Below are 25,727 nucleotides of genomic sequence, written 5' to 3'. Positions count from 1 at the left end.
ACGATCGATGGAGTTCTATTTTCCGACTGACCTGGGCGAGCGGCTTGCCTATTGCTCGGCAGCATTTACGGCCTTCATCGGCCTCGTCGTGATGTTCGCGCCGGGCTACACCTATCGCTTTCTTCGGCTGCAGGTGCGCGAAGGGCGAACGGAAGCCTATGCCGAGGCGCGCTCGGCCGGCGGTTTCTATCTTGGCTTCGGTGTTGTCGCCATATTGCTGGGCCAGCCGATGATTTATATGGCGCTCGGAGCGTCTTTTGCGATCGCCGCCTTCGGTCGCATCCTCTCGATCATGTCCGACCGGGGAAGCGCGTGGCTCAATCTGCTGCTTCTGGTTGTTCAGGCTGCCTTGGCGGCTCTACCCCTTCTTTACGGATTTGGTTACATTTGAGCCAAAATCGGTCGCGCTCCGGCTGTCATTACCCGCTCTATCCCCATGGTTCTGAACTTTTGCCATCATAAATTCACTCGAATGGCGTATTCGGCGAATACGCGTGTTGCGAGTCTCAATATCCTATGTTAGACGAACCCCGAATTTCGGATGCGGCAGGAGGAAGCTCCTGTTGATTTCTGGGGGAAATCAAAACGAATTCAAGAGCATGTGGCTTCCGTGCCTCGGAAGCCGGATTCTTGGGTTGAAATCAGGGAATTTTGTGCCCGTGGCAGACACATCCCAGCATATTTCTGGTGTTGCAGAGCGATATGCCTCGTCATTGTTCGAGCTGGCCCTTGAAGAGGGTGCCGTTCCGGCCGTGACCGCCGATCTTGATCGGTTCCAAGCCATGCTGGACGACAGCGATGATCTGAAGCGCTTTGTCGTAAGCCCAGTCTTTTCGGCCGAAGAGCAGGTTGGCGCAGTTCAGGCTCTGGCGACCAAGGCAGGCTTCGGTGCCTATTTTACCAATTTCCTGAAAGTCGTGGCCAGCAACCGGCGCCTTTTTGCGCTGCCGGGCATGATCAAGGCTTTCCGTATCATTGCCGCCGAGCATCGCGGTGAAATTACCGCCGAGATCACCTCGGCCCATGCGCTGACGAAGGCGCAGGAAAATGAACTGAAGGCGGCGCTGAAGGGCGTCACCGGCAAGGACGTGGCGATTGCCGTTACCGTTGATCCGTCGATCCTCGGTGGCCTGATCGTCAAGGTTGGTTCGCGCCAGATCGATACGTCCCTTCGCACCAAACTCTCTACCCTTAAGCTTGCATTGAAAGAGGTCGGCTGATGGATATCCGCGCCGCGGAAATTTCCGCAATTCTGAAAGATCAGATTAAAAATTTCGGCCAAGAAGCCGAAGTCTCCGAAGTCGGCCAGGTTCTTTCCGTCGGTGACGGTATCGCCCGTGTCTACGGTCTGGACAATGTCCAGGCCGGTGAAATGGTCGAGTTCCCCGGCGGCATCCGTGGTATGGCCCTGAACCTCGAATCCGACAATGTCGGCGTGGTCATCTTCGGCTCTGACCGCGACATCAAGGAAGGCGACACCGTCAAGCGTACTGGCGCGATCGTCGACGTTCCGGTCGGTCCGGAACTGCTCGGCCGCGTCGTTGACGCGCTCGGCAACCCGATCGACGGCAAGGGCCCGATCAACGCGACCCGCCGTTCGCGCGTCGATGTCAAGGCTCCGGGCATCATCCCGCGCAAGTCGGTTCATGAGCCGATGTCGACCGGCCTGAAGGCCATCGATGCGCTGATCCCGGTCGGCCGCGGCCAGCGCGAGCTGGTCATCGGTGACCGCCAGACCGGCAAGACCGCGATCATTCTCGACACGATCCTGAACCAGAAGGCCATCCACGATGCCGGCCCGGACAGCGAAAAGCTGTACTGCGTCTACGTCGCCGTCGGCCAGAAGCGTTCGACCGTTGCTCAGTTCGTCAAGGTGCTCGAAGAGCGCGGCGCTCTGAAGTACTCGATCATCGTCGCCGCAACGGCGTCTGATCCGGCTCCGATGCAGTTCCTGGCACCGTTCGCCGGTTGCGCTATGGGCGAATATTTCCGCGACAACGGCATGCATGCCCTGATCGGCTATGACGATCTCTCGAAGCAGGCCGTTTCCTACCGTCAGATGTCGCTGTTGCTGCGCCGCCCGCCGGGCCGCGAAGCCTATCCGGGCGACGTTTTCTACCTGCATTCGCGTCTCCTCGAGCGCGCTGCCAAGATGAACGACGAACTGGGCGCCGGTTCGCTGACCGCTCTGCCGGTCATCGAAACGCAGGGTAACGACGTTTCGGCCTTCATTCCGACCAACGTGATCTCGATCACCGACGGCCAGATCTTCCTCGAAACCGACCTGTTCTATCAGGGCATCCGTCCGGCCGTTAACGTCGGTCTGTCGGTTTCGCGCGTCGGTTCGTCCGCGCAGATCAAGGCGATGAAGCAGGTTGCCGGCTCGATCAAGGGTGAACTCGCCCAGTATCGCGAAATGGCCGCCTTCGCCCAGTTCGGCTCGGACCTCGATGCCGCAACGCAGCGCCTGCTGAACCGTGGCGCACGCCTGACCGAACTTCTGAAGCAGCCGCAGTTCTCGCCGCTGAAGGTGGAAGAGCAGGTTGCGGTGATCTTCGCCGGCGTCAACGGCTACCTCGACAAGATCGCCGTTCCGCAGATCGGCAAGTTCGAGCAGGGCCTGCTTTCGTACCTCCGGTCGGAAGGCAAGGAACTCCTCGATACGATCCGCACCGAAAAGGCCATCAGCGACGCGACCAAGAGCAAGCTTACGGCTGCTCTCGACAGCTACGCCAAGTCTTTCGCCTGATCGGACCTCACTTCTAGGACGGATACCGGATGCCTTCACTTAAGGATCTGAAAAACCGGATCGCCTCCGTCAAGGCGACGCAGAAGATCACCAAGGCGATGAAAATGGTCGCCGCGGCGAAGCTTCGGCGTGCCCAGGAGGCGGCTGAGGCCGCACGGCCCTATTCGCAGCGCATGGGCGCCGTTCTTGCCAACATCACGGCTGCCGTCAGCGATGCTGACGGTGCGCCGCTTCTGATGACCGGCACCGGCAAAAGCGATGTGCATCTGCTCGTGGTCTGCACGGCTGAACGCGGCCTTTGCGGCGGCTTCAATTCGCAGATCGCCCGCTTTGCCCGGGATCACGTCCGCAAGCTGCTCGCCGAAGGCAAGACCGTGAAGATCTTCACCGTCGGCAAGAAGGGCTACGATATTCTGCGCCGTGAGTTCGCTTCGCTGATCATCGAGCGCAAGGAACTGCGTGACGTCAAGCGCGTGGGCTTCGAAAATGCCGATGCTCTCGGCAAGCGCATCATCGAGATGTTCGAGGCCGGTGAATTCGACGTCTGCACGTTGTTCTATTCCGAGTTCAAGTCGGTGATCAGCCAGGTTCCGACGGGACTGCAGCTTATCCCGGCGTCGGCTCCGGCTGTCGTCGAGGAAGATGCCGCCCACAAGGGCGCTGTTTATGAATACGAGCCGGATGCGGCTTCGATCCTCGCGGACCTGATCCCGCGCAACATTTCGGTCCAGATTTTCCGCGCGCTCCTTGAGAACGTTGCCGGCGAGATGGGCTCCAAGATGAGCGCGATGGACAATGCGACGCGCAATGCCGGTGAGATGATCAACAAATTGACGCTGAGCTACAACCGCCAGCGTCAGGCGCAGATCACCAAGGAATTGATTGAAATCATTTCGGGCGCGGAAGCGCTCTGAGGTTAGGAAAAGAGGGTAAGATTATGGCTGACGCAGCTAAGGCCGCAGTTTCGGTCGGCAAGGTTACGCAGGTTATCGGCGCCGTCGTTGACGTTCATTTCGATGGCGATCTGCCGAAGATCCTGAATGCTCTCGAAACCAGCAACAACGGCAATCGCCTTGTTCTGGAAGTCGCGCAGCACCTCGGCGAAAACTCGGTCCGCACGATCGCCATGGACTCCACCGAAGGTCTGGTCCGCGGCCAGCCCGTGTCCGACACCGGCGCGCCGATCTCGGTTCCGGTTGGTTACGAAACGCTCGGCCGTATCATGAACGTCATCGGCGAGCCCGTTGACGAAGCTGGTCCGCTGATCACCGCTCACAAGCGCTCGATCCACCAGGAAGCTCCGTCTTACGTCGAGCAGTCCACCGAAGGCCAGATCCTGGTCACCGGCATCAAGGTCGTCGACCTGCTCGCGCCTTACGCAAAGGGCGGTAAGATCGGCCTGTTCGGCGGCGCCGGCGTCGGCAAGACCGTTCTGATCATGGAATTGATCAACAACGTCGCCAAGGCGCACGGTGGTTACTCGGTGTTCGCGGGCGTGGGTGAACGTACCCGCGAAGGCAATGACCTTTACCACGAAATGATCGAATCCGGCGTCAACAAGCACGGTGGCGGCGAAGGCTCCAAGGCTGCGCTGGTTTACGGCCAGATGAACGAACCGCCAGGCGCCCGCGCTCGCGTCGCTCTGACCGGTCTGACGGTTGCTGAAAACTTCCGCGATGAAGGCCAGGACGTTCTGTTCTTCGTCGACAACATCTTCCGCTTCACCCAGGCGGGTTCGGAAGTGTCGGCTCTGCTCGGCCGTATTCCTTCGGCCGTTGGTTATCAGCCGACGCTTGCGACCGACATGGGCCAGATGCAGGAACGTATCACCACGACGACCAAGGGTTCGATCACCTCGGTTCAGGCCATTTACGTTCCGGCCGACGACTTGACCGACCCGGCGCCGGCGACCTCGTTCGCCCACTTGGACGCAACGACGGTTCTGTCGCGCTCGATCGCTGAAAAGGGTATCTACCCGGCCGTCGACCCGCTCGACTCCACCTCGCGCATGCTCGACCCGCTGGTCGTTGGTGAAGAGCACTATGAAATCGCTCGTAAGGTCCAGTCGACCCTGCAGCGTTACAAGGCTCTCCAGGACATCATCGCGATCCTGGGCATGGACGAACTGTCGGAAGAAGACAAGCTGGCCGTTGCCCGCGCTCGTAAGATCGAACGCTTCCTGTCGCAGCCGTTCTTCGTCGCCGAAATCTTCACCGGTTCGCCGGGCAAGCTCGTTGCTCTCGAAGACACGATCAAGGGCTTCAAGGGCCTGGTCAACGGCGACTACGATCACCTGCCGGAAGCTGCTTTCTACATGGTCGGCTCGATCGAAGAAGCGATCGAAAAGGCCAAGAAGCTGGCTGCCTGATAAGGCCAATCCAACGGCGCGCGGTTTTGCGTGCGCCGTTGCCTTGAAATGAAGACAATCGAGAAGTGACCGGTCATGGCTGACAATTTCAATTTCGAACTGGTGTCTCCGGAGCGTCTGCTTCTGTCGGAGCAGGTTATCGATGTCGTCATTCCCGCCAGCGAAGGCGAGATGACCGTCATGGCCCATCATGCGCCGACCATGACCACGATCAAGCCGGGCGTCGTCAAGGTGCATTCGGCTTCGGGTAAGAAGCAGGATTACGTCGTGTTCGGCGGTTTCGCCGACATTCTGCCGACCGGCTGCACGCTGCTGGCCGAGTCCGCGATCCCGGTTGAAGATCTGAACCAGGATGAGCTGACGCGCCGCATCAATGCCGCCAAGGCCGAACTCGAAGATGCCGAGCATCACGAGCACAAGTCCCGGCTTGAGCATTTCATCATGGAACTCACGCATCTGAGCGGCTCGATCCAGAAGGATTGATCCCTAGAGTTCAGTCGGTGGTTCCGAACGAAAGCGGCCTTTCCCGGCCGCTTTTTTGTTGCGCTGCCGAGGCTATTGGTTTGCCAGCAGGTGCCGGTGCAACTGTCCGGCCTCGGGTGAGAGGGTTCGGAAACGTGGCGCGCCAAGATAGTAGCCGAAGCCACTTTCGACCTGGTCGTTGCCGATCGTGACCAGTGCGCCGGAGCGCAGATAGTCTTCGATGAGCCCAAGGCTGCCGAGCGCGATGCCTTCGCCGCGCAAGGCAGCTTCGACCGCCATGATATAGGTGGAGAAGGAGAGCCGCGGTCGCGGCAGCTTGCCCTTCAACGGATCGCCGACGCGGCCGAACCATTGGCGAAAGCTGATCCAGTGGGCGTTGGCGCGCTCGTAGTCGATCAGATCCAGCCCGGCGATATTCGCCGAGGTAAGCGCCTGCGGATCGAGGCCACGGCTTGCGAGGTAGTCCGGCGAGGCGATCGGCACCAGCACTTCCTTCATCAGCGGCGTCAGGTTCCAGCGCGGATGTTCGCCGGTGGAGTAGATGATGATGAGATCGTTGGTCTCCGACGCCAGCTCCGAATGCACGTCCGTCGTCAGCAGGCGCACGGAGATGCCGGGGCTTTCCTTGCCGAAATCTCGGAGCCTCTTCCCGAGCCAGAGATGCGAGATCGAACCGCTGGCGGCGATGGAGATAATCTCACCGGTGCCCGCGCGGAAAGGCTCCAGACTCTCCTCGAGATATTCGAGTGTCGCCCGCACGCGCTGAAACAGCCGCTCGCCCTCCGGCGTCAGCGCCAGGTTCCTCCCGCGCCGGGTGAAGAGGGGGGCGCTCAGATGATCCTCCAGCCCCTTGATGCGCCGGCTGACGGCCGCCTGGGTGATGTTCAGCTCACGGCCGGCGCGGGAAAAATTCATGGCGCGGGCTGCGGCATCGAACACGCGGAAGGCCTCCAGTGGTATTTTCTCAAGCATCGTCTCTCCATAACTTCAGATTATCAATATCCCTGATAAATGCCCGGATTTGAAGAGCTGAAATTGTGATGCAGGATGAGGAGATCATAATCGACCGCATTTTCTTAGGTGACCTGCCGTGTCCTTTTCCATTTCCGCCATTCCTGACATCCGCTTTGGTGACGGCGCGCTCGCCGGTCTTGCCACCGCCGTCAAATCCTTCGATGGGATCACTGCTACTCTTCTCGTGATCGATGCGTTTCTGGCGCAATCGGGCCTCGCGGACCGGATCAAGGCCGATCTGGCCGAGGCAGGGATCTCGACACGGATCTTCTCGGATTTCGCCGGTGAGCCGAAGCTCGCGCATCTCCGTGCAGCGATAGAGGCGGCGAAGGGCGCGGATATGGTGATCGGCGTCGGTGGCGGCTCGGCCCTGGATATCGCCAAGATCGTCGCCTGTTGCGCCGCTTCCGGCGCCGACCCGATGTTCTATGCGTTGGCCGTCAACCCGCTACCGAAGACGCCTTTGAAGAAGATTATGGTGCCGACCACTGCCGGAACCGGTTCGGAGACCTCGGCCACCAACATCTTCGCCGGTCCGGAGGGCAAGAAGCTCTGGATCTGGGGGCCGGAAACCAAGGCCGATCTCGTCATTCTCGATCCCGCTTTGACCACGACGCTGCCCACCAGCCTCACCGCCTGGTGCGGCCTCGACGCCTTTATCCACGCCTTCGAGGCGGCGACCAACCGCAACACGCAACGAGGCGCGCAGTTTTATGCGCATCAGGCGCTGCGGTTGATCACCGGCGCGCTGGAGACGGCGGTGAAGGAGCCCGGCAATCTCGAAGCGCGCGGCGATGTGTTGCTCGGCTCCTGCTTCGCCGGCATCGCCATCGACAATTGCGGCACGGCGATCGCGCATAATATCAGCCATGCTCTCGCCGGCCTTGCACCGGTCCATCATGGGCTGGCGACCGCACTCGGTTTTGAGGCAACGCTGCCATGGCTGGTCGACGCGGATACGGCTGAGCTCAATGCCGCCGCAAAAGCCTGCGGCCTCGAAAGTGCTGCCGCGCTGCCCGCCTTTGTCTCCGACTGGATGGATCGCTGCGGCATCGTCCGCGCCTTGCCGGCCGCCTTCAAGCCCTTCAATGCGACTGATCTGGCGCAGGAAATGCGCGCTCCGGAAAACCAACCGATGCGGCGTTCGACCATCCGCGATGTGACGGATGCCGATATCGACCGCTTCGCCGCTGCCGTGATGGCATTGCCGAAAGGAATTTGAGATGACCATGGACTATACGCGTGACTATTGGGAGAATGTGCTCTCCGTCCTGACGCTTGAGGGGCGGCATTTCATCGATGGTGCCTATCGGGCTTCCTCTTCCGGCGAGACTTTCACCCGCATCCGCCCGATGGACGGCAAGCAGGGCGCGCAACTGGCGCGTGGCAACGCGGCGGATATTGACACGGCCGTAACGGCTGCGCGCGCCGCCTTCGAAAGCGGTGTCTGGCGCAAGAAGGAACCGCTGGAAAAGAAGAGAATCATGCTGAAATGGGCCGAGCTGATCCGCGCCCATGGCGAGGAGCTCGCCATGCTGGAGACGCTGGATGTCGGCAAGCCCGTCATGGCATCGCTCACGGTCGATGTCCGCCTCTGTGCCGACGGTATCCAGTTCTACGGCGAGATGATTGACAAGATCTATGATGAGATCGCGCCGACCGGCCCGAATGCCCGCGCTCTGGTGCGCAAGGTGCCGCTCGGCGTCATTGGTGCGATCACGCCCTGGAACTATCCGATGATCATCGATGCCTGGAAGCTGGGGCCGGCCATTGCTGCCGGCAATTCAGTGGTGCTGAAGCCGGCGGAGCAATCCTCGCTCTCGGCGATCCGTCTTGCCGAACTTGGCTTCGAAGCGGGCCTGCCCGCCGGTGTCCTCAATGTCGTCACCGGCTATGGTGAGGAGACGGGCAAGCCGCTGGCGCTGCACATGGATGTCGACATGATCGCCTTCACCGGCTCGACCGAGGTCGGCAAGCTGATCATGGGCTATGCGGCGCAATCGAACGTCAAGCGCGTGGCGCTGGAACTCGGCGGCAAGTCGCCGCTGGTGGTCTTCGAAGATGCGGATCTCGATGCGGCGGCGAGTGCTGTCGCCTGGGGCTGCTTCTACAATTCCGGAGAGACCTGCCATGCCTCGACGCGGCTGATCGTGCAGCGTTCAGTGCAAGATAAGCTGATCGCAAAGATCGAGGCGGTGACGCGCTTGGATATCGCGCTGAAGCATCCGCTCGACCCTGCCGCCCAGATCGGGGCGCTGATCGAGGAGGAGCATATGAACAAGGTGCTTTCGATGATTGCCGCTGGCGAGAAGGAAGGCGCACGCCGCGCCTTCGGGGCTGAGCGGGTGCTGAGCGAGACCGGCGGCTACTATGTCTCGCCCGGCGTCTTCGTCGACATGACCAATGATATGAGCCTGGCCCGGCAGGAGATTTTCGGGCCGGTGCTGGCCGCCATCCCCTTCGATACCGAAGAGGAGGCGCTGAGGATCGCCAACGACACGATCTATGGCCTTGCCGGTGCTGTCTTCACCAAAGACATGGACCGCGCCCATCGCTTTTCCGAGGCGATCCACGCGGGTACGGTGTGGATCAATACCTATGACATGTCGAATTTCGCTACGCCCTTCGGCGGCTTCAAGCAATCCGGCTTTGGCCGCGACCGCTCGGTGCATGCGATCGACAAATATTGCGACTACAAGACCATCTGGCAGCAGTTCGGCTGAGGTTTGCAGGGAGGCACTATCATGAGCAAGATCGTTTCCATTGAGATCAGCCATCACCGGTTGCCGCTCGACCCGCCGTTCAAGGCGAGCTGGGACGGCCGGCCGCGCCGGAATTTCGACGCGACGATCGTTCGCGTCCGCGATGATGAGGGCCGCGAGGGCATCGGCTCCGGCGACCTGATGAAGGGTTTCGAGGGGCATGAGGATCTGTTCATCGGTGAGGACCCTCGGCATCTGGAGCGCCACTACGAAGTCCTGTCGCATATCAATTTCCACTATGGCCGCTGCTGGCCGATGGATCTGGCGTTGTGGGATCTCTCCGGCAAGATTACCGGCGAGCCGGTCTGGCGGATGCTCGGTGGTCGCGCCAGCCGCGTGCGGCTCTACGCCTCATCCGGCGTGTTGCGCGAGCCGGCCGCGATGGCGGAGCAGGCGGAGCGCTATATCGCGGAAGGCTTTCCGGCGATGAAGGTGCGCTTCTCCTCGTCATCAGGCGGCCGCAGCGGCTGGCGCGACGATGTTAAGGCGCTGGAGGCGGTTCGTGGCCGGGTCGGCGACCGGCTGGAGCTGATGGTCGATTGTAACCAGGGTTGGCGCATGCCCTGGGACACGACGCTGTCCTGGACCTTCAAGGACGCGCTGGCGGTGGCAAGGGAGCTCGAACGGCTCGGCGTCTACTGGATGGAAGAGCCGCTGCACCGCTCCGACCGCAAGGGCATGAAGGAGCTGAAGCAGGCGACATCGCTGCGCATTGCCGGCGGCGAGATGACGCGCGAGCTCTATGAATTCCGCGATATCATCGAGGAACGCGCCTTCGATGTCGTCCAGCCCGACGTGGCGCTGGTCGGCGGCATCACCGGCTGCCGGCGGTTGGCCTATCAGGCGCGAGAGGCCGGCGTGCAGTTCACCCCACATTCGTGGACGAACGGCATCGGCGTGCTGGCGAACGCGCATCTCTCCGCAGGTGTCGGCGATGTCGCCTGGCTCGAATATCCCTATGACAATCCAGAATGGAGCGAGGCCCGCCGTGACTATCCGATGGCGTCGCCGCTCAAGCATCAGGCTGGCTGGCTGGATCTTGGAGAGGCCCCCGGTCTCGGCGTCGTTCTCGATGAAGAGCGCTTGAATGCCACGCGTATCTGACAGGATGCTCGGCAACCCTAGCCGAGCTTCTTTGCCGTCCAGCGGTATCCGTTGGGCGGCCTTTTTGTCAGGCTTGGACGGTCTTGCTTGCCGATTGCTCGCGGGTGCGAGCCCAGCGCATGACGGGGCGCTCCAGCAGGACATAGCTGAGGGTGCCGATCGCAAAGATGATGACGGTCGCGATGAGGCTCGACGTGAACCATCCGCCGAGCACGTCATCGGAGCCCGTGCCGAAGCTCCATGGGAACAGCTTCTTCATCAACATCAAAACGATATCCTGCCAGATATAGACGCCGAAGGAGACGCTGGCGATATAGCGGCTGAGACGATTGTCGAGAACCTGTCCCAGGAAGGCCGATTGCGGCAGAGCGTAAAGCGCGATAGCCACGGCCAGCGGAAAAAGCGGAAAGCCATAGGGAATGCCGAGCCAGCCGTAGCCTTCTCCGGCGCCGCCGATAGAAGCTACGACCGCGAACACACCGGCTATGGCGGCAAGGATGGCCACTATATCGTAGACCGGTGAGCGCTTCGCCTGGATCATGGTCTGGATGCCTGCCGCCAGAGTGCCGATAGCGAATATCCCAAAAAAGCCGATCGGATTATAGCGCGGCATCCATTCCTTAGCGCCGCCCTGGAAGCCGTATTGCCAGCCCCGCTCGACACTATCGGTCGGGATATAGGTGACGATCAGCCAATGGCCGAGAAGCGCCGCGGTAACGGCGCAGATCCAGAGGAGGCGAGCGAGCGGAGCGGCGTGCAATTTCCGGCCCGAATTGAGCAGCAGGAAGCCGATCGGCAGCAAGAGGTAGCAGGTCGTCTCGAAGGGTATCGACCAAAGTGGCCCATCACCCTCCACTGGAAAGAGGGTGCGCCAATGCCATTGGCTCATCAGGAAGAAGCCGGCAATGTAGCGCTCGACCAATTCGCCATCGAGGGGGAAATCGTAGATCGTGAAGCTCAGCATGAAGCCGACGGTCAGGGCAACCCAGAAGCCGGGCAGAATGCGAGCGACGCGGCGCATGGCATAGATTGTCAGCGACGGCGGCGGCAAGCTCTTATCAAGCGCCAGCCAGAAGGGGCGGGACAGCAGGAAGCCGCTCAGAACGAAAAAGACCGATACGCCGTAATTGCCGAAGCGCGCCAGTATGAAGGGCGTGGCCAACGCATCGGGGACATGGTTGAAATCCATCCGCAGCGCCAGATGATGAACGAGTACCATCAGGCACGCCACGGCGCGCATGAAATCCGCTCCTCCCAGTCGCTTCTCTTGCTCCATCCTCATCCCTCTGGAACCACCTGGATATTGGGTTAGGCCATCGAGGCGGCGTCGGCAAGGGTGTGGCTTGATCGACTGAGGAGGAGAAAGACGCCCGGACGCATGCGGCGCAGGCCCGGGCGCCGAGCCGGTCTTCCGTACCTGCCAGAAACGGAAGAGCGGTGTTGGCTATTGTGGACGAACGCTTAAGCCGCGACGGAGCGATAGGGGCGTGTCTCCCGGGCGGGCTTCAATGCTGCGCTCCACCAATGCAGCCGCGCGATCATCCGCACCAGCGATTGGCGCGCCTCGATCGGGTTTTCGAGAGAGCCGTCTTCGGCGAAGCGGCCCCAGGGATTGGCGAAGCTGACCGTGTCGCGCACGGTGACCGCATGCAGTTCGGCAAAGACCAGCCGCAACTGCTCGACTGCGCGCAGCCCGCCGGAAATGCCGCCATAGGAAACGAAGGCGACCGGCTTGCCCTGCCATGGCTCGTAGACGAGATCGAGCACGAATTTCAGCGAGGCCGTGAAGCTGTGATTGTATTCCGGAGTGACGACGATAAAGGCATCGGCGTCCGAGAGACGTGCGGCAAGGGCTGCCACCGCCGGATGTTCGCCATCATGGTGAACCGGCAGGCCGAAATCGAGCGGATCGATGACGTCGATGTCGATGAGCGGATAGTGCGCCAGTTCCCGGACGACCCAATTGACCACGCGGTCGCATAGCCGGCCCTTGCGGGTGCTGCCGTAGAGAATTGCCAGGCGGGTGGGTTCAGTCATGCGTTGCTCCTGCTTTACGTGCTTCGGAGCAAGAGCTATAAAACCTCAAGTAAAGTTGAGGTCAATAGCCTGTCATGACAAAAATAGACTCCGATTCATTTTCCAGATTGCTGACCGTGGGCGAGGTGGCGGCGCGCAGCGGCGTAGCGGTCTCGGCGCTGCATTTCTACGAGGCGAAGGGGCTGATCGAGAGCCACCGCAGCCGCGGTAACCAGAGGCGTTACGCCCGCGAGGTGCTGCGCCGCGTGGCGGTGATCAAGGTGGCGCAGCGCGTCGGGATCCCGCTTGCCGAGATCCAGGCAGCGCTCGACACACTGCCGCACAGCCGGATGCCGACAGGCGCCGACTGGCGGGATCTGTCGGCGCAATGGAAGAATGATCTGGACGCGCGGATCAGGCGGCTGCAGGGCCTGCGCGACCAGCTCGACGGCTGCATCGGTTGCGGCTGTCTTTCGATGCAAAGCTGTCCGTTGCGCAATCCCTGGGACGTGCTTGCCGAGGAAGGGCCGGGGCCGAGGTTGCTCGATCCCGAAGGTTGATACGGAAGGCAGGAGCCTATGCGTGGACCCGCGCGCCGGCCATGTAGTCGTCCAGCGCGGCGGCCTGGTCCTTCGAGAGGTAAAGGCCTTTCTTCGAACGGCGCCAGAGGACATCGGCGGCGGTATAGGCCCATTCATGCGCCATCAGATAACGCACTTCCGCCTCGTAGAGATCGCTGCCGAAATTGCGGCCGAGATCGGCTGAGGTCTTGGCGTTGCCGAGGATCATGATGGCGCGGGTGCCGTAGCGGCGCACCAGCCGCCGCGCATGCGGGTCGGCGAGGAAGGGATAACGTGCCTTCAGCTTGACCACTTCGGCTTCATAACCCTTGGCCGGGAAATCGCCGCCGGGTAGCGAGCTCTTGGCCGTCCATGGGGTGCCCTTGAGGCCGATGGCTTCGCCGATCTTTTCCAGCGCATGTTCGCTCAGGCGGCGATAGGTGGTGAGCTTGCCGCCGAAGACGTTGAGCAGCGGTGCCTGACCTTCCGCGCCCTCGACCTTCAGCACGTAGTCGCGCGTTGCTTCCTGTGCCTTGGTGGCGCCGTCGTCATAGAGCGGGCGCACAGCGGAATAGGTCCAGACGATATCCTCGGGGCGAACCGGCTCCTTGAAATATTCGCTGGCGGCGTTGCAGAGATAGGTGGTTTCCTCTTCGGAAATCCTCACATCCTTCGGATCGTCCTTATAGTCGCGATCCGTCGTTCCGATCAGGGTAAAGTCCTGTTCGTAAGGGATGGCGAAGATGATGCGGTTGTCCGGATTCTGGAAGAAATAGGCGCGCGGATCGTCGAATTTCTTGCGGACGACGATGTGGCTGCCCTGCACCAGGCGGACATTGTGGGCCTGGTTGCTGCCGAAGGCGTCGGAGAGGACGTGATCGACCCAGGGGCCTGCGGCGTTGATCAGCATGCGCGATCTGAAGAGGCGCTTCTCGCCGGTGACCGTATCCTGCGTTTCGATCGTCCAGAGGGCGCCGTCGCGGCGGGCCGATATGACCTTGGTGCGCGGCATGATTGTTGCACCGCGATCGGCGGCGTCGCGGGCGTTGAGCACGACCATGCGGGCGTCATCCACCCAGCCGTCGGAATATTCGAAGGCCTTGGTGAAAAGCGACTTCAGCGGCTTTCCCGCCGGGTCTGTTTTCATGTCGAGCGTCGCCGTCGGCGGCAGCAGTTTGCGGCCCCCGAGATGGTCGTAAAGGAAAAGGCCGAGGCGGATGAGCCACGCCGGACGGATGCCGCCCTTATGGTAAGGCAGGACGAAACGCATCGGCCAGATGATGTGCGGCGCCATCGCCCAGAGCACTTCGCGCTCCATCAACGACTCGCGCACGAGGCGGAATTCGTAGTGTTCGAGATAGCGCAGGCCGCCATGGATCAGCTTGGTGGCGCCGGACGATGTGCCGGAGGCGAAATCGTTCATTTCGGCAAGCGCGACCTTGTAACCGCGCCCGACGGCGTCACGCGCGATGCCGCAGCCGTTGATGCCGCCGCCAATGACGAAAATGTCGTGGATCTGCTCGCTCACGCGCCCCTCCGCAAAGACCCGCCATCATGAGAGATGGAAATTCGAAAGTTTTTCCATCTAAAGCGAAATCAATACGAATGTCAAACGAACGTTTCTTGACGGGCCTTGCGTGTGATCAGCTCTGCCGGCGTGCGGTTTCGACCAGGCGAACGCCGTGTTCGGCGGCGGCGATACGCACGGATTCGACCCGACATTCATCGGTCACGAAGGTGTGCACTTGCGACAAATGGCCGATGCGCACCGGAGCGGTGCGTTCGAACTTGGTGCTGTCGGCGACCAGGATGACGTGGCGGGCATTGGCGATGATCGCCTGCGCCACTTTCACTTCGCGGAAATCGAAATCGAGAAGCGCGCCGTCGGCATCGATGGCGGAAGTGCCGATGACGGCATAGTCCACCTTGAACTGCCGGATGAAATCGACCGCCGCTTCGCCGACGATGCCGCCGTCCGAGCCGCGCACGACGCCGCCGGCGATGACGACCTCGATCGATGGGAAGATCCGCAACTTATTGGCAACATTGATGTTGTTGGTGATGACCATCAGTTCGTGATGGCCGAGAAGGGCCTCGCCAACCGCTTCCGTCGTGGTGCCGATATTGATGAAAAGCGAGCTGTTGTTGGGGATGAGCCCGGCGGCGGCCCGGCCGATCGCCTGTTTTTCCGGGGCGGCGATGGAGCGGCGTGCTTCATATTTGACGTTTTCGGTGCCGCCCGGGAAGATAGCACCGCCGTGGACCCGCGATAGAACGCGTCCGTCGCAGAGATCGTTCAGGTCCTTGCGGATGGTCTGCGGCGTCACGGAAAAGCGCGACGCCAGTTCCTCCACCAGCACGCGACCCTCAGCCTTGGCGATTTCCAGAATCTCTGTTTGCCGTCCCGATAGGAACATTATCGGCGCTCCCTTTCTTTCGTTTTTTCATCATCATATGATAAAGTGAAAATTCCGCAATTGCTGAGGCGCGGATTCTGCGATTTGAGGGGGCCATCATGTTTCATCCGAAGCTATTCGAAAATCGCAACGTTGTGATCACCGGCGCCGGCCGCGGCATCGGGCTCGAGATAGCGCGGCAGTTTCTCGATTGCAGCGCGCGCGTGCTCGTCCATGTCGGACGCGAGGGCAACCGCGAGCTGCCGGATTTTCTGCTGGAGGCCGAACTCGACCGCCGCGCTTTTCTCATTCCGGCTGATTTTAGCAGCGAGAGCGGCACGAAGGATTTCGCCGCCGCAGCTGCCGGCGTGTTCGACCGCATCGATGTGCTGGTCAACAATGCCGGCACCATGCTCGGCCGCTTTCCCGCCGGCGAATTGACCGACGCGCAATATGGCCGGATCGTCCAGCTCAACCAGACGTCGGTCGTGGAGGTGACAAGGGCCTTGCTGCCACAGCTCAGGAACGCGGGGCAGGCGGCAATCGTCAACACGGTCTCGATCTCGGCGCTCACCGGCGGCAGTCCGGGATCGGCGATCTATTCCGCCTCCAAGGCTTTCGTCGCCACCTACTCGAAGGCGCTGGCGCGTGAGCTGGCGCCGGACGGTATCCGGGTGAATTGCGTCTCGCCGGGAACCATCGCCACGGATTTCCATGAGCGCTACTCCTCAAAGGAGAAGCTCGAGCAGACCCGCCGGTCGATCCCGCTGCAGCGCCTGGGTACGGCGGAGGATTGCGCCCCCGCCTATCTCTTCCTGGCGGCACCGACCTTATCCGGCTACATCACCGGACAGGTGATCGAGATTAATGGTGGGCAGCTTATCTGCTGATAAAATGGACCTTTTTTGGTGCTCCATCACTTTTTGAACGAGCATCCCATTCATAATATTATACGCATATCAGGATGCGAATTTGTCGCCAGAGGCTGTCCTATGTCGTTGTCTCCACCGCCCGGCGGTATTGCGGAGCATAGTGTTGAAGAACTGAACGCGAAGGCCAGACGGGCGAGCGTTTTGTTGAAGGCTTTGTCGCATGAGACGCGGCTGATCATTCTCTTCCTGTTGGCCAAGGGCGAAAAGACCGTGATGGAGATCGAGGCTATCCTCGGTTTGCAGCAGGCAGTGGTGTCGCAGCATCTGGCGCGGCTGCGGCTGGAGAAGCTGGTCGAAACGCGCCGCGAGGGCCGCCTCGTCTATTACGCCGTCGCCGGTTCGGAAATCTGCGACGTGGTCGAATCGTTGCGGGAGGCCTTCTCCGGTCTCGACTGTTGATTGTGGCGGCGGAGATGCTTGCCGTCATGTCTATAGAGCAACGACTGTCATGAGCGATGGTTCCCGATCGTGCGAAGTGGCCAAGCTTTCCATCCCTCGCGTGTGGCGTCCGAGATAGAAGGAGCCGACGATGACCCGCGACAGACTCTTTTTACTCCGTCCCGATTTCGAAGACCCCACCTATCCCGGCCGTCGCTTCTATTGCTGGCATTGTGCCTTGATGGAAGGTGTCCTGATATCGTTTCCGGCGCTGGCGCAACGGCTTGATGTCGAACGGATTGCGTGGCCGAGGCCAAGGCTTCCCGTTATCGCAGTGGTGGGAGAAGAACATCAGTCCTTGCCGCTGCTGGTCCTGGCGGATGGTGAAACGTCAAAATATCAAACCGGCGTATTTCAAGGGAAAGCCTTCATATCCGATAAGGACAAGATCCTCGCCGCACTTTCCGAGCGGCATGGGTTTCCCGATCCTCATCCCTGAATGAGAACCCGGAAGCTCCTGAGATGGCCGAGTGCTTCGTAGCCGGAACGTTGCACCGCCGGACGCGCGCTGACGCTATCCGCTTCACTCTAGCTAGTTGCAGAATGCATAGTTTGAAGCTCATTAATCACTTCGGTGACTGGCGCTGAAACGGTTGTCTATTTAGGGCGACGGTGTCACAACGCGTCACGTTGGCGCATCGCGCCGATCCTCCGCACCTGCTATTGCTTGAATGAAATTTAAGAACGCCGTGACCTTTGCTGGCGGCAACGCCCGCGACGGATGGTAAGCGTAAAGCGGAAATTTCTCTTCACACCAACTGGGTAGAATCTGCACAATGTCCCCGCGGGATAGCCAAGGGGCGAGACCAACCGCCAGACTCTGGAATACCCCTTGACCTGCAAGGCAAGCTTCTAGCGCAACAGTGGGGTCGTCCATCATTACACGGCCAGCAACCTCAACCTCGACAATTTCCGCGCCACGCTGAAATTGCCATTGAAAAGGCCGACCTGTTTGTGGGTCGCGAAACAAAAGAACCTCGTGATGAATTAGATCATGCGGTGTTTGTGGTTCTCCACACCGTTTGATATAGCCTGGTGAAGCGCACGTAATGACAGGTGTCTCGAGTAGCTTTCGCACGATCAGAGACGCAACGTCGGGGCTCCCAAAACGAACCGCAACGTCGACACCCAACATCATGTCTTCGCGGTAATTAGTGCTCGTCAATTCGACAAACAGCTTGGGATATCTCGCCATGAATTCGGGTAGGCGCGGAGCTACCACCATCCGCGCAAACCAGGGATCAATCGATACCCGCAGCCGACCACTAACGACCATGGATGCACCAGATGCGTCTACCGCTGCCTCCTCCAAACCGGCAAGCAAAGGCATGGCTCGCGCGTGAAATCGGCGGCCCTCTTCCGTAAGGGTCACGACGCGAGAATTTCGATCGAATAGCCTCACGCCGATGCGTGTTTCGAGGCGAGCTATCGACCGACTAACACCCGAGGGTGTTAGTCCCAATATCTTTGCAGCCTTGGCAAAGTTGCCGGCCTCTGCGACCGCAGCGAAGACGCCCACACCTGTTAACAGTCGCGCATCGAAAGGCACTCTGCATTTCCCCCTTACTGCCGATCAGCCGAATGCTGCCGCGCTGCACTGCGCGATTCCGACATCTTGGCGATGATATTATATCATCGCTTAATTGACTATTATGATCCGGTGTCATCGCAGGAGTTGGAATATAAAGCTGCAACCCATCGTGATGTTGGGCGGTCAGGTAGAAAGCCTGCCGTAATGACACCCTTTCAAAACTTTCTGGAGAACCATCATGTTTGCAATCACGGGAATAACCGGCAAGGTTGGCGGTGAAGTCGCCCGCACACTTCTCGCAGCCGGACAGGCTGTCCGTGCCGTTTTGCGCGACGATGCGAAGGCCGCAGGTTGGAAGGCACAGGGCTGTGAAATTAACTTGGCCGACATCGAAGACCAGACCGCGCTTGCCGCGGCTTTCGCCGGTGCTGAGGGTGTCTTCATTCTGCCTCCATCCGAGTTCGATCCTGAACCAGGTTTTCCCGAGGCCAGAAAGGTAATCGATGCGATCGTGGCCGCATTGACGGCTGCCCGCCCATCAAAGGTCGTCTGCCTTTCGACTATCGGCGCTGACGCAACGCACGAAAACTTGCTGACACAACGGCAACTGCTGGAGACGGCTCTCTCCGACATCGCCATCCCAGTCACCTTTTTGCGGCCCGCCTGGTTCATGGAGAATGCGATGTGGGATGTCGCTACGGCACGAGACCAGGGTATTCTCCAGAGCTTCCTGCAGCCTGCCGACAAAGCCTTCCCGATGGTCGCCACCAGGGACGTCGGCCGCCTTGCTGCTGAACTGCTCCAGCAAAGCTGGATTGGAACGAGGATAGTCGAGTTGGAAGGACCGGAACGAGTGTCGCCAGATGATCTGGCATCAGCATTCGGCGCAGTTCTGAATCGGTCAGTTAGCGTTGAGACCATACCCCGAGAAACGTGGGAGGGTCTGTTTCGGTCACAGGGAATGAAAAATCCTGGGCCGCGGGTCCGCATGCTCGACGGCTTTAACGAGAGCTGGATTGAATTTGCCGATCAAGGGCGCTCGTCGACCAAGGGGTCCACACCCCTTATCGAGGTGATTTCTGCGCTCGTTGCCCAGAGCAATAATAGCAGCGAATAGTCTCAACGCACCTTTTAGTCCCCGTGGAATCCGAGAGGAGAGTCTGTCACAAAAGTCATGTCCTAAGGTGCTTTTGCGATAGCTTGAAGACCGTATCGGGCGCAAAGCCGCTGCAATCGCTGTTGTGGCGATTGCACTCCAGCGTCAGCCTGTTTAACTCTTCCTCTCGGGAGAGTTGAATGATCGACAAGCTGGAATTCTTTATCGCGCTTGCCAACCAGAAGCATTTCGGCCGTGCGGCGGAGGAATGCGGGGTGACACAGCCGACCTTGTCGGCGGCGATCCGGCAGCTTGAGGATCAACTCGGGGTCATGCTCGTCAGCCGTGGCTCACGCTTCCAGGGGCTGACGCCGGAAGGGCAGCGCGTGCTCGAATGGGCACGGCGGATCGTCGGCGATGCCAGGACCATGCGCGAGGAGATGCGGGCGGCACGCAAGGGGCTCGCCGGCCATATCCGCATCGCGGCCATCCCGACGGCGCTTGCCATGGTGCCGAAGATCACCGCGCCGTTTCAGGAGCGGCATCCCGACGTCACCTTCTCCATCATCTCGCGCAATTCGCTGCAGGTGTTGAGCCTGCTCGAAAATCTCGAGATCGATGCCGGCATCACCTATCTGGAAAACGAGCCGCTTGGGCGCGTCACCAGCGTACCGCTCTATGCCGAGCGCTACCATCTGATCACGGCGGCGGGCAGTCCGCTTTCCGAGCGCGCGACTGTGACTTGGAAAGAAGTGGGCGATCTTCGGCTTTGTCTATTGACCGCAGACATGCAGAACCGCCGCATCATCAATCGGCACCTTGCCGAAGCCGGCGCGACGGCCAGACCGACGCTGGAATCCAATTCGATGATCGTGTTGTTTTCCCATGTCCAGACCGGGCGCTGGGCGAGCATCATGCCGAAGAATATCGCCGATTCCTTCGGTTTTCCCGCCGATATTCGCAAGATCCCGATCACCGAGCCGGACGCCGAACATCTCGTCGGCCTGGTCGCCACCCATCGTGAGCCGTTTACCCCGCTCGTCTCGGCCCTGTTGCACGAGGCGCGATTGCTCGCGGAAAGCGATAAGGGTCGATAGGAATTTTCTATCGTTTGACGGGACTGCCTTATTGATCCCCCGCTGCTTCCCTGCGAGTCTTGCTGTGCAAACATGCGTCGGCGCGTGTTGAGGAGGAAGCCTGGGAGGGCTGCTTATGAGTTTGCATCTTGGCTCGGGCGCAATCGCGGCCCGTGCCGGCGTCATTATCGAAGCCATGAAATCGATGGAAGGTCCGCTCCTGCCGATCCTGCACGGGATCCAGGAGGAGTTCGGTTATGTGCCGCAGGATACGCTGCCGCTGATCGCCAAGGCCCTGAATTTGTCGCGCGCCGAAGTGCACGGCGTCATGACCTTCTATCATGACTACCGCGATCATCCCGCCGGCCGCCATGTCCTGAAACTCTGTCGCGCGGAGGCCTGTCAGTCGATGGGCGGCGATCAGCTGGCTGAGCGCGTCAAGCGGCTGCTCGGTATCGATTTTCATCAGACGACGCTTGATGGCAGTGTGACGCTGGAGCCAGTCTACTGTCTCGGGCTCTGCGCCTGCGCTCCGGCTGCGATGCTGGATGGCGAGCTGTATGGCCGGCTCGACGATGACGGTGCCGAAGACCTCGTGAAGGAGGCGCGCCGATGACGGTGAAGATTTATGTTCCCCGCGATGCCGCAGCTCTTTCGCTCGGTGCCGAGAAGGTGGCGAACGCTATCGCGCAGGAGATTGCCAGCCGTGGCCTGGATGCGCAGATTGTGCGCAATGGCTCGCGTGGCATGTTCTGGTTGGAGCCTCTGGTGGAAGTCGAAGTTCAGGGCAAGCGCATCGGCTATGGGCCGGTGAAGGCCAAGGATGTGCCGGCACTGTTCGACGCCGGGCTCGCTGAAGGCGGCGAGCATCCGCTCTGTCTTGGGGAGGTCGAAAACCTCCCATTTCTTAAGGAACAGACCCGCCTGACCTTTGCCCGCTGCGGCATCACCGATCCCCTTTCATTGGAAGACTATGAAGCCCATGGCGGTCTCAAGGGGCTGCGTCGCGCTGTTGGCATGGCGGCGGTCGATATCGTCAAAGAGGTTACCGATTCCGGGCTGCGCGGCCGTGGCGGCGCGGGCTTTCCGACCGGCATCAAGTGGAAGACGGTGCTCGATGCGCCGGGCGACCGCAAATATATCGTCTGCAATGCCGACGAGGGCGACAGCGGCACCTTTGCCGACCGGATGATCATGGAGGGTGATCCCTTCGTCCTGATCGAGGGCATGGCGATTGCTGGCCTTGCGACCGGCGCGACCAAGGGCTTCGTCTATGCGCGTTCGGAATATCCGCATGCCATCGCCGCGATGACACAAGCGGTCGAGATCGCTCGGGGCGCCGGCATTCTCGGCGCTTCCGTGCTTGGCTCCGGCAAGGCCTTCGATATCGAGATCCGCACCGGCGCCGGCGCCTATGTCTGCGGCGAGGAGACGGCGCTTCTCAACAGCCTGGAAGGCAAGCGCGGCATCGTGCGCGCCAAGCCGCCGCTGCCGGCGCATAAGGGCCTGTTCGACTGTCCGACCGTCATCAACAACGTTATCTCGCTCGCCTCCGTGCCTGTGATCATGGACAAGGGGGCTGCCTTCTACCGCGATTTCGGTATGGGCCGTTCGCGCGGCACCATTCCGCTGCAGATTGCCGGTAATGTGAAATATGGCGGCCTCTACGAGACGGCTTTCGGCCTATCGCTTGGGGATATCATCGACAAGATCGGCGGCGGCACGGCAACGGGCCGGCCGGTGAAGGCGGTGCAGGTCGGCGGGCCGCTCGGGGCCTATTTCCCGCGAGCACTGTTCGACACGCCATTCGATTACGAGTCCTTTGCGGCCAAGGACGGTCTGATCGGTCATGCCGGCATCGTCGTCTTCGACGACACCGCCGACATGCTGAAACAGGCGCGCTTCGCCATGGAGTTCTGCGCGGTCGAAAGCTGTGGCAAGTGCACGCCCTGCCGCATCGGTTCGACACGCGGTGTCGAGACGGCCGACAAGATCGCTCAGGGGATCGAGCCCGAGAAGAACCGGGTTCTGCTCGCCGATCTCTGCAACACGATGAAGTTCGGTTCGCTCTGTGCGCTCGGGGGCTTCACGCCCTATCCGGTGATGAGCGCGATGACACATTTTCCGGAGGATTTTTCTCCGGTCCCTTTGATTGAAGCGGCGGAGTAAGATCCATGTCTCTCGTTCCAGAAATCGACTACGGCACGCCGGCCTCCCGCTCCGAAACCATGGTGACGCTGACCGTCGACGGCCGTCCGATCACCGTGCCCGAGGGCACATCGATCATGCGCGCCTCGATGGAAGCCGGCATTCAGGTGCCGAAGCTCTGTGCCACCGACATGGTCGATGCCTTCGGCTCCTGCCGCCTCTGTCTCGTCGAAATCGAAGGCCGCAATGGCACGCCTTCGTCCTGCACGACACCGGTTTCGCCGGGCATGGTGGTGCACACGCAGACCAACCGGCTGAAGGATATCCGTCGCGGCGTGATGGAGCTCTATATCTCCGACCATCCGCTCGACTGTCTGACCTGCGCCGCCAATGGTGACTGCGAGCTGCAGGACATGGCCGGCGCGGTCGGCCTGCGCGACGTGCGTTACGGCTACGAGGGCGACAATCACGTCAAGGCGCGCAACAGCGGCGACATCAACTTGAAATGGATGCCGAAGGACGAGTCCAATCCTTATTTCACCTATGATCCTTCGAAGTGCATCGTCTGCTCCCGCTGCGTGCGCGCCTGCGAAGAGGTGCAGGGCACCTTTGCGCTGACCATCGAGGGTCGCGGTTTCGGTTCGCGCGTGTCGCCCGGCATGCATGAGCATTTCATCGACAGCGAATGCGTTTCCTGCGGCGCCTGCGTGCAGGCCTGCCCGACGGCGACGCTGACGGAAAAGTCGGTGATTGCGATCGGCCAGCCGGAGCATTCCGTGGTCACCACCTGCGCCTATTGCGGCGTCGGTTGTTCCTTCAAGGCGGAGATGCGTGGCGAGGAGCTGGTCCGCATGGTGCCGTGGAAGGATGGCCAGGCCAATCGCGGCCATTCCTGCGTCAAGGGCCGCTTCGCCTATGGCTATTCGACCCACAAGGACCGCATTCTCAATCCGATGGTGCGCGAGAAGATCACCGACCCCTGGCGTGAAGTCACCTGGGATGAGGCCTTCGCCCATGTTGCCACGGAAATCCGGCGCATCCAGTATCAATATGGCCGCGAATCCGTCGGCGGCATCACCTCGTCGCGCTGCACCAATGAGGAAACCTTCCTGGTGCAGAAGCTGATCCGCGCCGGCTTCGGCAACAACAATGTCGACACCTGCGCCCGCGTCTGCCACTCGCCCACAGGCTATGGCCTGGGCCAGGCTTTCGGCACCTCGGCCGGCACGCAGAATTTCGATAGCGTCGAGCATTCCGACGTTGTCATCGTCATCGGCGCCAATCCGACCGATGGCCATCCGGTCTTCGGCTCGCGCCTGAAGAAGCGGCTGCGCCAGGGCGCCAAGCTGATCGTCATCGATCCGCGCCGCATCGATCTGGTGCGTACGCCGCATGTCGAGGCGAGCTATCACCTGCCGCTCAAGCCCGGCACCAATGTCGCCCTGCTGACGGCGCTTGCCCATGTCATCGTCACCGAAGGCCTGTTCGACGAGAAATTCATCCGCGAACGCTGCGACTGGTCGGAATTCGAAGATTGGGCCGCTTTCGTTGCCGAGCTGCAGCATAGCCCGGAAGAGACGGAAAAATTCACCAACGTTCCCGCCGATCTGGTGCGCGGCGCTGCCCGCCTCTTCGCCAAGGGCGGCAATGGCGCGATCTACTACGGCCTCGGCGTCACCGAGCACAGCCAGGGCTCGACCACGGTCATGGCGATCGCCAACCTAGCGATGGTGACCGGCAATATCGGCCGTCCCGGTGTCGGCGTGAACCCGCTGCGCGGCCAGAACAATGTCCAGGGCTCTTGCGATATGGGCTCCTTCCCGCATGAGCTGCCGGGCTATCGCCATATCTCCGACGATGCGACCCGCGATATCTTCGAAAAGCTCTGGGGCGTGAAGCTCAACAACGAGCCGGGCCTGCGCATCCCCAACATGCTCGATGCCGCCGTCGATGGCACGTTCAAGGGCCTCTACATCCAGGGCGAAGACATCCTGCAATCCGATCCTGACACCAAGCATGTCGCCGCCGGCCTTGCCGCGATGGAATGCGTCATCGTCCACGATCTCTTCCTGAACGAGACCGCCAACTACGCCCATGTCTTCCTGCCGGGCTCGACCTTCCTCGAGAAAGACGGCACCTTCACCAATGCCGAGCGTCGCATCAACCGCGTGCGCAAGGTGATGAGCCCGCGCAACGGCTATGCCGACTGGGAAGTGACGCAGAAGATGGCGCAGGCCATGGGGCTTGGCTGGAACTATCAGCATCCCTCCGAAATCATGGATGAAATCGCCGCGACAACGCCGAGCTTCGCGATGGTCTCCTACGACTATCTGGAGAAGATGGGCTCGGTGCAGTGGCCCTGCAACGAGAAGACGCCATTGGGTTCGCCGATCATGCATGTCGACGGTTTCGTACGCGGCAAGGGTAAGTTCATCCGCACGGAATATGTCGCGACCGACGAACGCACTGGCCCGCGCTTCCCATTGCTGCTGACGACCGGACGCATTCTCAGCCAGTACAATGTCGGTGCGCAGACCCGGCGTACCGAGAACGTCATGTGGCATTCCGAGGACCGGCTGGAGATGCATCCGCACGATGCCGAGCAGCGCGGCATTCGCGACGGCGACTGGATCAAGCTCGCCAGTCGCTCCGGCGACACGACGCTCAGAGCGCTGATCACCGACCGCGTCGCGCCGGGCGTCGTCTATACGACCTTTCATCATCCCGATACGCAGGCGAACGTCATCACGACCGACTATTCCGACTGGGCAACCAACTGCCCGGAATATAAGGTCACGGCCGTCCAGGTCTCGCCATCGAACGGCCCGTCGCAATGGCAGATCGACTATGACGAACAGGCCCGGCAGTCTCGCCGGATTGTCGGAAAAATGGAGGCTGCGGAGTGAGGATGGATGCGTTTACCCCTTCTCCCCTCGGGGAGAAGGTGCCCGAAGGGCGGATGAGGAGGTCTCTCCGCGCGGCGGAAACTGCTCTTTTGCGCTCGGAGCTATCGCTCCTCGTCCCCCTCATCCGTCGCTTCGCGCCACCTTCTCC

Annotated in this window: 24 protein-coding genes; 18 read left to right on the top strand and 6 right to left on the bottom strand. The window is 60.9% G+C overall.

Translation table 11 applies throughout. The features are described 5' to 3' along the window. Positions 1–7: 7 nt before the first annotated feature. From AB6803_RS24135 to AB6803_RS24110, 6 genes are all read left to right on the top strand, one after another. The gene (locus tag AB6803_RS24135) at positions 8–391 is read left to right on the top strand and encodes a DUF4345 family protein (RefSeq protein ID WP_371111262.1); all 384 of its coding nucleotides are present in this window, start codon (positions 8–10) and stop codon (positions 389–391) included. A 262-nt stretch (positions 392–653) separates the two neighbouring features. Then, complete coding sequence (locus AB6803_RS24130) at positions 654–1,220, top strand: F0F1 ATP synthase subunit delta (RefSeq protein ID WP_371111261.1); 567 nt, start codon at positions 654–656, stop codon at positions 1,218–1,220. Next, entirely contained in the window at positions 1,220–2,749 is a 1,530-nt protein-coding gene (gene atpA, locus AB6803_RS24125) for a F0F1 ATP synthase subunit alpha (RefSeq protein WP_371111260.1), read from the top strand. The genes AB6803_RS24130 and atpA overlap by 1 nt, the downstream gene beginning before the upstream one ends. Positions 2,750–2,778: 29 nt before the next feature. Next, entirely contained in the window at positions 2,779–3,663 is an 885-nt protein-coding gene (locus tag AB6803_RS24120) for a F0F1 ATP synthase subunit gamma (RefSeq protein ID WP_153368836.1), read from the top strand. Between the two features lie 23 nt (positions 3,664–3,686). Further along, the gene (gene atpD, locus AB6803_RS24115; protein ID WP_371111259.1) at positions 3,687–5,117 is read left to right on the top strand and encodes a F0F1 ATP synthase subunit beta; all 1,431 of its coding nucleotides are present in this window, start codon (positions 3,687–3,689) and stop codon (positions 5,115–5,117) included. Positions 5,118–5,192: 75 nt separating this feature from the next. Then, entirely contained in the window at positions 5,193–5,600 is a 408-nt protein-coding gene (locus AB6803_RS24110; RefSeq protein WP_012652646.1) for a F0F1 ATP synthase subunit epsilon, read from the top strand. Positions 5,601–5,672: 72 nt separating this feature from the next. Here the strand turns inward: AB6803_RS24110 and AB6803_RS24105 are convergent, their stop codons facing one another. Then, a complete protein-coding gene (locus AB6803_RS24105; protein ID WP_371111258.1) occupies positions 5,673–6,572 on the bottom strand; it encodes a LysR substrate-binding domain-containing protein in 900 nt (299 codons plus the stop codon). Positions 6,573–6,690: 118 nt separating this feature from the next. Between AB6803_RS24105 and AB6803_RS24100 the strand changes: the two genes are divergently transcribed. The 3 genes from AB6803_RS24100 to AB6803_RS24090 are packed head-to-tail and all read left to right on the top strand — an operon-like array spanning position 6,691 to position 10,480. Next, positions 6,691–7,836, top strand: a complete 1,146-nt coding sequence (locus AB6803_RS24100) for an iron-containing alcohol dehydrogenase (RefSeq protein WP_371111257.1) — start codon at positions 6,691–6,693, stop codon at positions 7,834–7,836. 1 nt (position 7,837) lies between these two features. Beyond that, positions 7,838–9,337 carry an aldehyde dehydrogenase gene (locus AB6803_RS24095; RefSeq protein WP_371111256.1) on the top strand — a complete coding sequence of 500 codons (1,500 nt, stop codon included), beginning with the start codon at positions 7,838–7,840 and terminating at the stop codon, positions 9,335–9,337. Between the two features lie 21 nt (positions 9,338–9,358). After that, entirely contained in the window at positions 9,359–10,480 is a 1,122-nt protein-coding gene (locus tag AB6803_RS24090) for a mandelate racemase/muconate lactonizing enzyme family protein (RefSeq protein ID WP_371111255.1), read from the top strand. Positions 10,481–10,547: 67 nt separating this feature from the next. Here AB6803_RS24090 and AB6803_RS24085 read toward each other — a convergent pair whose 3' ends face one another. Both AB6803_RS24085 and AB6803_RS24080 read right to left on the bottom strand, forming a co-directional pair. Then, positions 10,548–11,756: an acyltransferase family protein gene (locus tag AB6803_RS24085; RefSeq protein WP_371111254.1), complete on the bottom strand. Its 1,209-nt coding sequence runs from the start codon at positions 11,754–11,756 to the stop codon at positions 10,548–10,550. A gap of 185 nt (positions 11,757–11,941) precedes the next feature. After that, positions 11,942–12,517, bottom strand: coding sequence for an NADPH-dependent FMN reductase (locus AB6803_RS24080; RefSeq protein WP_007690097.1), 576 nt, complete (start codon positions 12,515–12,517; stop codon positions 11,942–11,944). 74 nt (positions 12,518–12,591) lie between these two features. Here AB6803_RS24080 and soxR point away from each other — a divergent pair, with 74 nt between their 5' ends. Beyond that, positions 12,592–13,056 carry a redox-sensitive transcriptional activator SoxR gene (soxR, locus tag AB6803_RS24075; RefSeq protein ID WP_371111253.1) on the top strand — a complete coding sequence of 155 codons (465 nt, stop codon included), beginning with the start codon at positions 12,592–12,594 and terminating at the stop codon, positions 13,054–13,056. Positions 13,057–13,072: 16 nt separating this feature from the next. On the opposite strand, the gene glpD is transcribed toward soxR, so the two are convergent. Then, positions 13,073–14,584, bottom strand: coding sequence for a glycerol-3-phosphate dehydrogenase (glpD, locus tag AB6803_RS24070; protein ID WP_371111252.1), 1,512 nt, complete (start codon positions 14,582–14,584; stop codon positions 13,073–13,075). A gap of 115 nt (positions 14,585–14,699) precedes the next feature. Continuing rightward, a complete protein-coding gene (locus AB6803_RS24065; protein ID WP_371111251.1) occupies positions 14,700–15,473 on the bottom strand; it encodes a DeoR/GlpR family DNA-binding transcription regulator in 774 nt (257 codons plus the stop codon). A gap of 98 nt (positions 15,474–15,571) precedes the next feature. Here AB6803_RS24065 and AB6803_RS24060 point away from each other — a divergent pair, with 98 nt between their 5' ends. From AB6803_RS24060 to AB6803_RS24050, 3 genes are all read left to right on the top strand, one after another. Further along, positions 15,572–16,342, top strand: a complete 771-nt coding sequence (locus AB6803_RS24060) for an SDR family NAD(P)-dependent oxidoreductase (protein WP_371111250.1) — start codon at positions 15,572–15,574, stop codon at positions 16,340–16,342. A gap of 102 nt (positions 16,343–16,444) precedes the next feature. Next, positions 16,445–16,783 carry an ArsR/SmtB family transcription factor gene (locus AB6803_RS24055; RefSeq protein ID WP_371111249.1) on the top strand — a complete coding sequence of 113 codons (339 nt, stop codon included), beginning with the start codon at positions 16,445–16,447 and terminating at the stop codon, positions 16,781–16,783. 130 nt (positions 16,784–16,913) lie between these two features. Beyond that, positions 16,914–17,261, top strand: a complete 348-nt coding sequence (locus AB6803_RS24050; RefSeq protein ID WP_371111248.1) for a DUF3088 domain-containing protein — start codon at positions 16,914–16,916, stop codon at positions 17,259–17,261. A gap of 186 nt (positions 17,262–17,447) precedes the next feature. Here AB6803_RS24050 and AB6803_RS24045 read toward each other — a convergent pair whose 3' ends face one another. Beyond that, positions 17,448–18,371 (bottom strand): LysR family transcriptional regulator, encoded by a 924-nt coding sequence (locus AB6803_RS24045; protein WP_371111247.1) that lies wholly within the window; start codon positions 18,369–18,371, stop codon positions 17,448–17,450. Between the two features lie 220 nt (positions 18,372–18,591). Here AB6803_RS24045 and AB6803_RS24040 point away from each other — a divergent pair, with 220 nt between their 5' ends. The 5 genes from AB6803_RS24040 to fdhF all read left to right on the top strand — a co-directional run bounded on the left by AB6803_RS24040 (position 18,592) and on the right by fdhF (position 25,579). Then, the gene (locus tag AB6803_RS24040; RefSeq protein WP_371111246.1) at positions 18,592–19,470 is read left to right on the top strand and encodes an NmrA family NAD(P)-binding protein; all 879 of its coding nucleotides are present in this window, start codon (positions 18,592–18,594) and stop codon (positions 19,468–19,470) included. 179 nt (positions 19,471–19,649) lie between these two features. Beyond that, positions 19,650–20,546: a LysR family transcriptional regulator gene (locus tag AB6803_RS24035; RefSeq protein WP_371111245.1), complete on the top strand. Its 897-nt coding sequence runs from the start codon at positions 19,650–19,652 to the stop codon at positions 20,544–20,546. A 115-nt stretch (positions 20,547–20,661) separates the two neighbouring features. Next, positions 20,662–21,141, top strand: a complete 480-nt coding sequence (locus AB6803_RS24030; RefSeq protein ID WP_371111244.1) for a formate dehydrogenase subunit gamma — start codon at positions 20,662–20,664, stop codon at positions 21,139–21,141. Next, positions 21,138–22,694, top strand: coding sequence for a formate dehydrogenase beta subunit (locus tag AB6803_RS24025; protein WP_371111243.1), 1,557 nt, complete (start codon positions 21,138–21,140; stop codon positions 22,692–22,694). Before AB6803_RS24030 ends, AB6803_RS24025 begins: the two co-directional genes overlap by 4 nt. Positions 22,695–22,699: 5 nt before the next feature. After that, positions 22,700–25,579: a formate dehydrogenase subunit alpha gene (fdhF, locus tag AB6803_RS24020; protein WP_371111242.1), complete on the top strand. Its 2,880-nt coding sequence runs from the start codon at positions 22,700–22,702 to the stop codon at positions 25,577–25,579. The last annotated feature ends 148 nt before the right edge of the window (positions 25,580–25,727 follow it).

Origin of the sequence: Rhizobium sp. RCC_161_2, from assembly GCF_041355235.1 — a bacterium.
In the GTDB taxonomy this organism is placed as follows: Bacteria; Pseudomonadota; Alphaproteobacteria; order Rhizobiales; family Rhizobiaceae; genus Rhizobium.
This window is presented reverse-complemented; position numbering and strand designations above follow the sequence as displayed.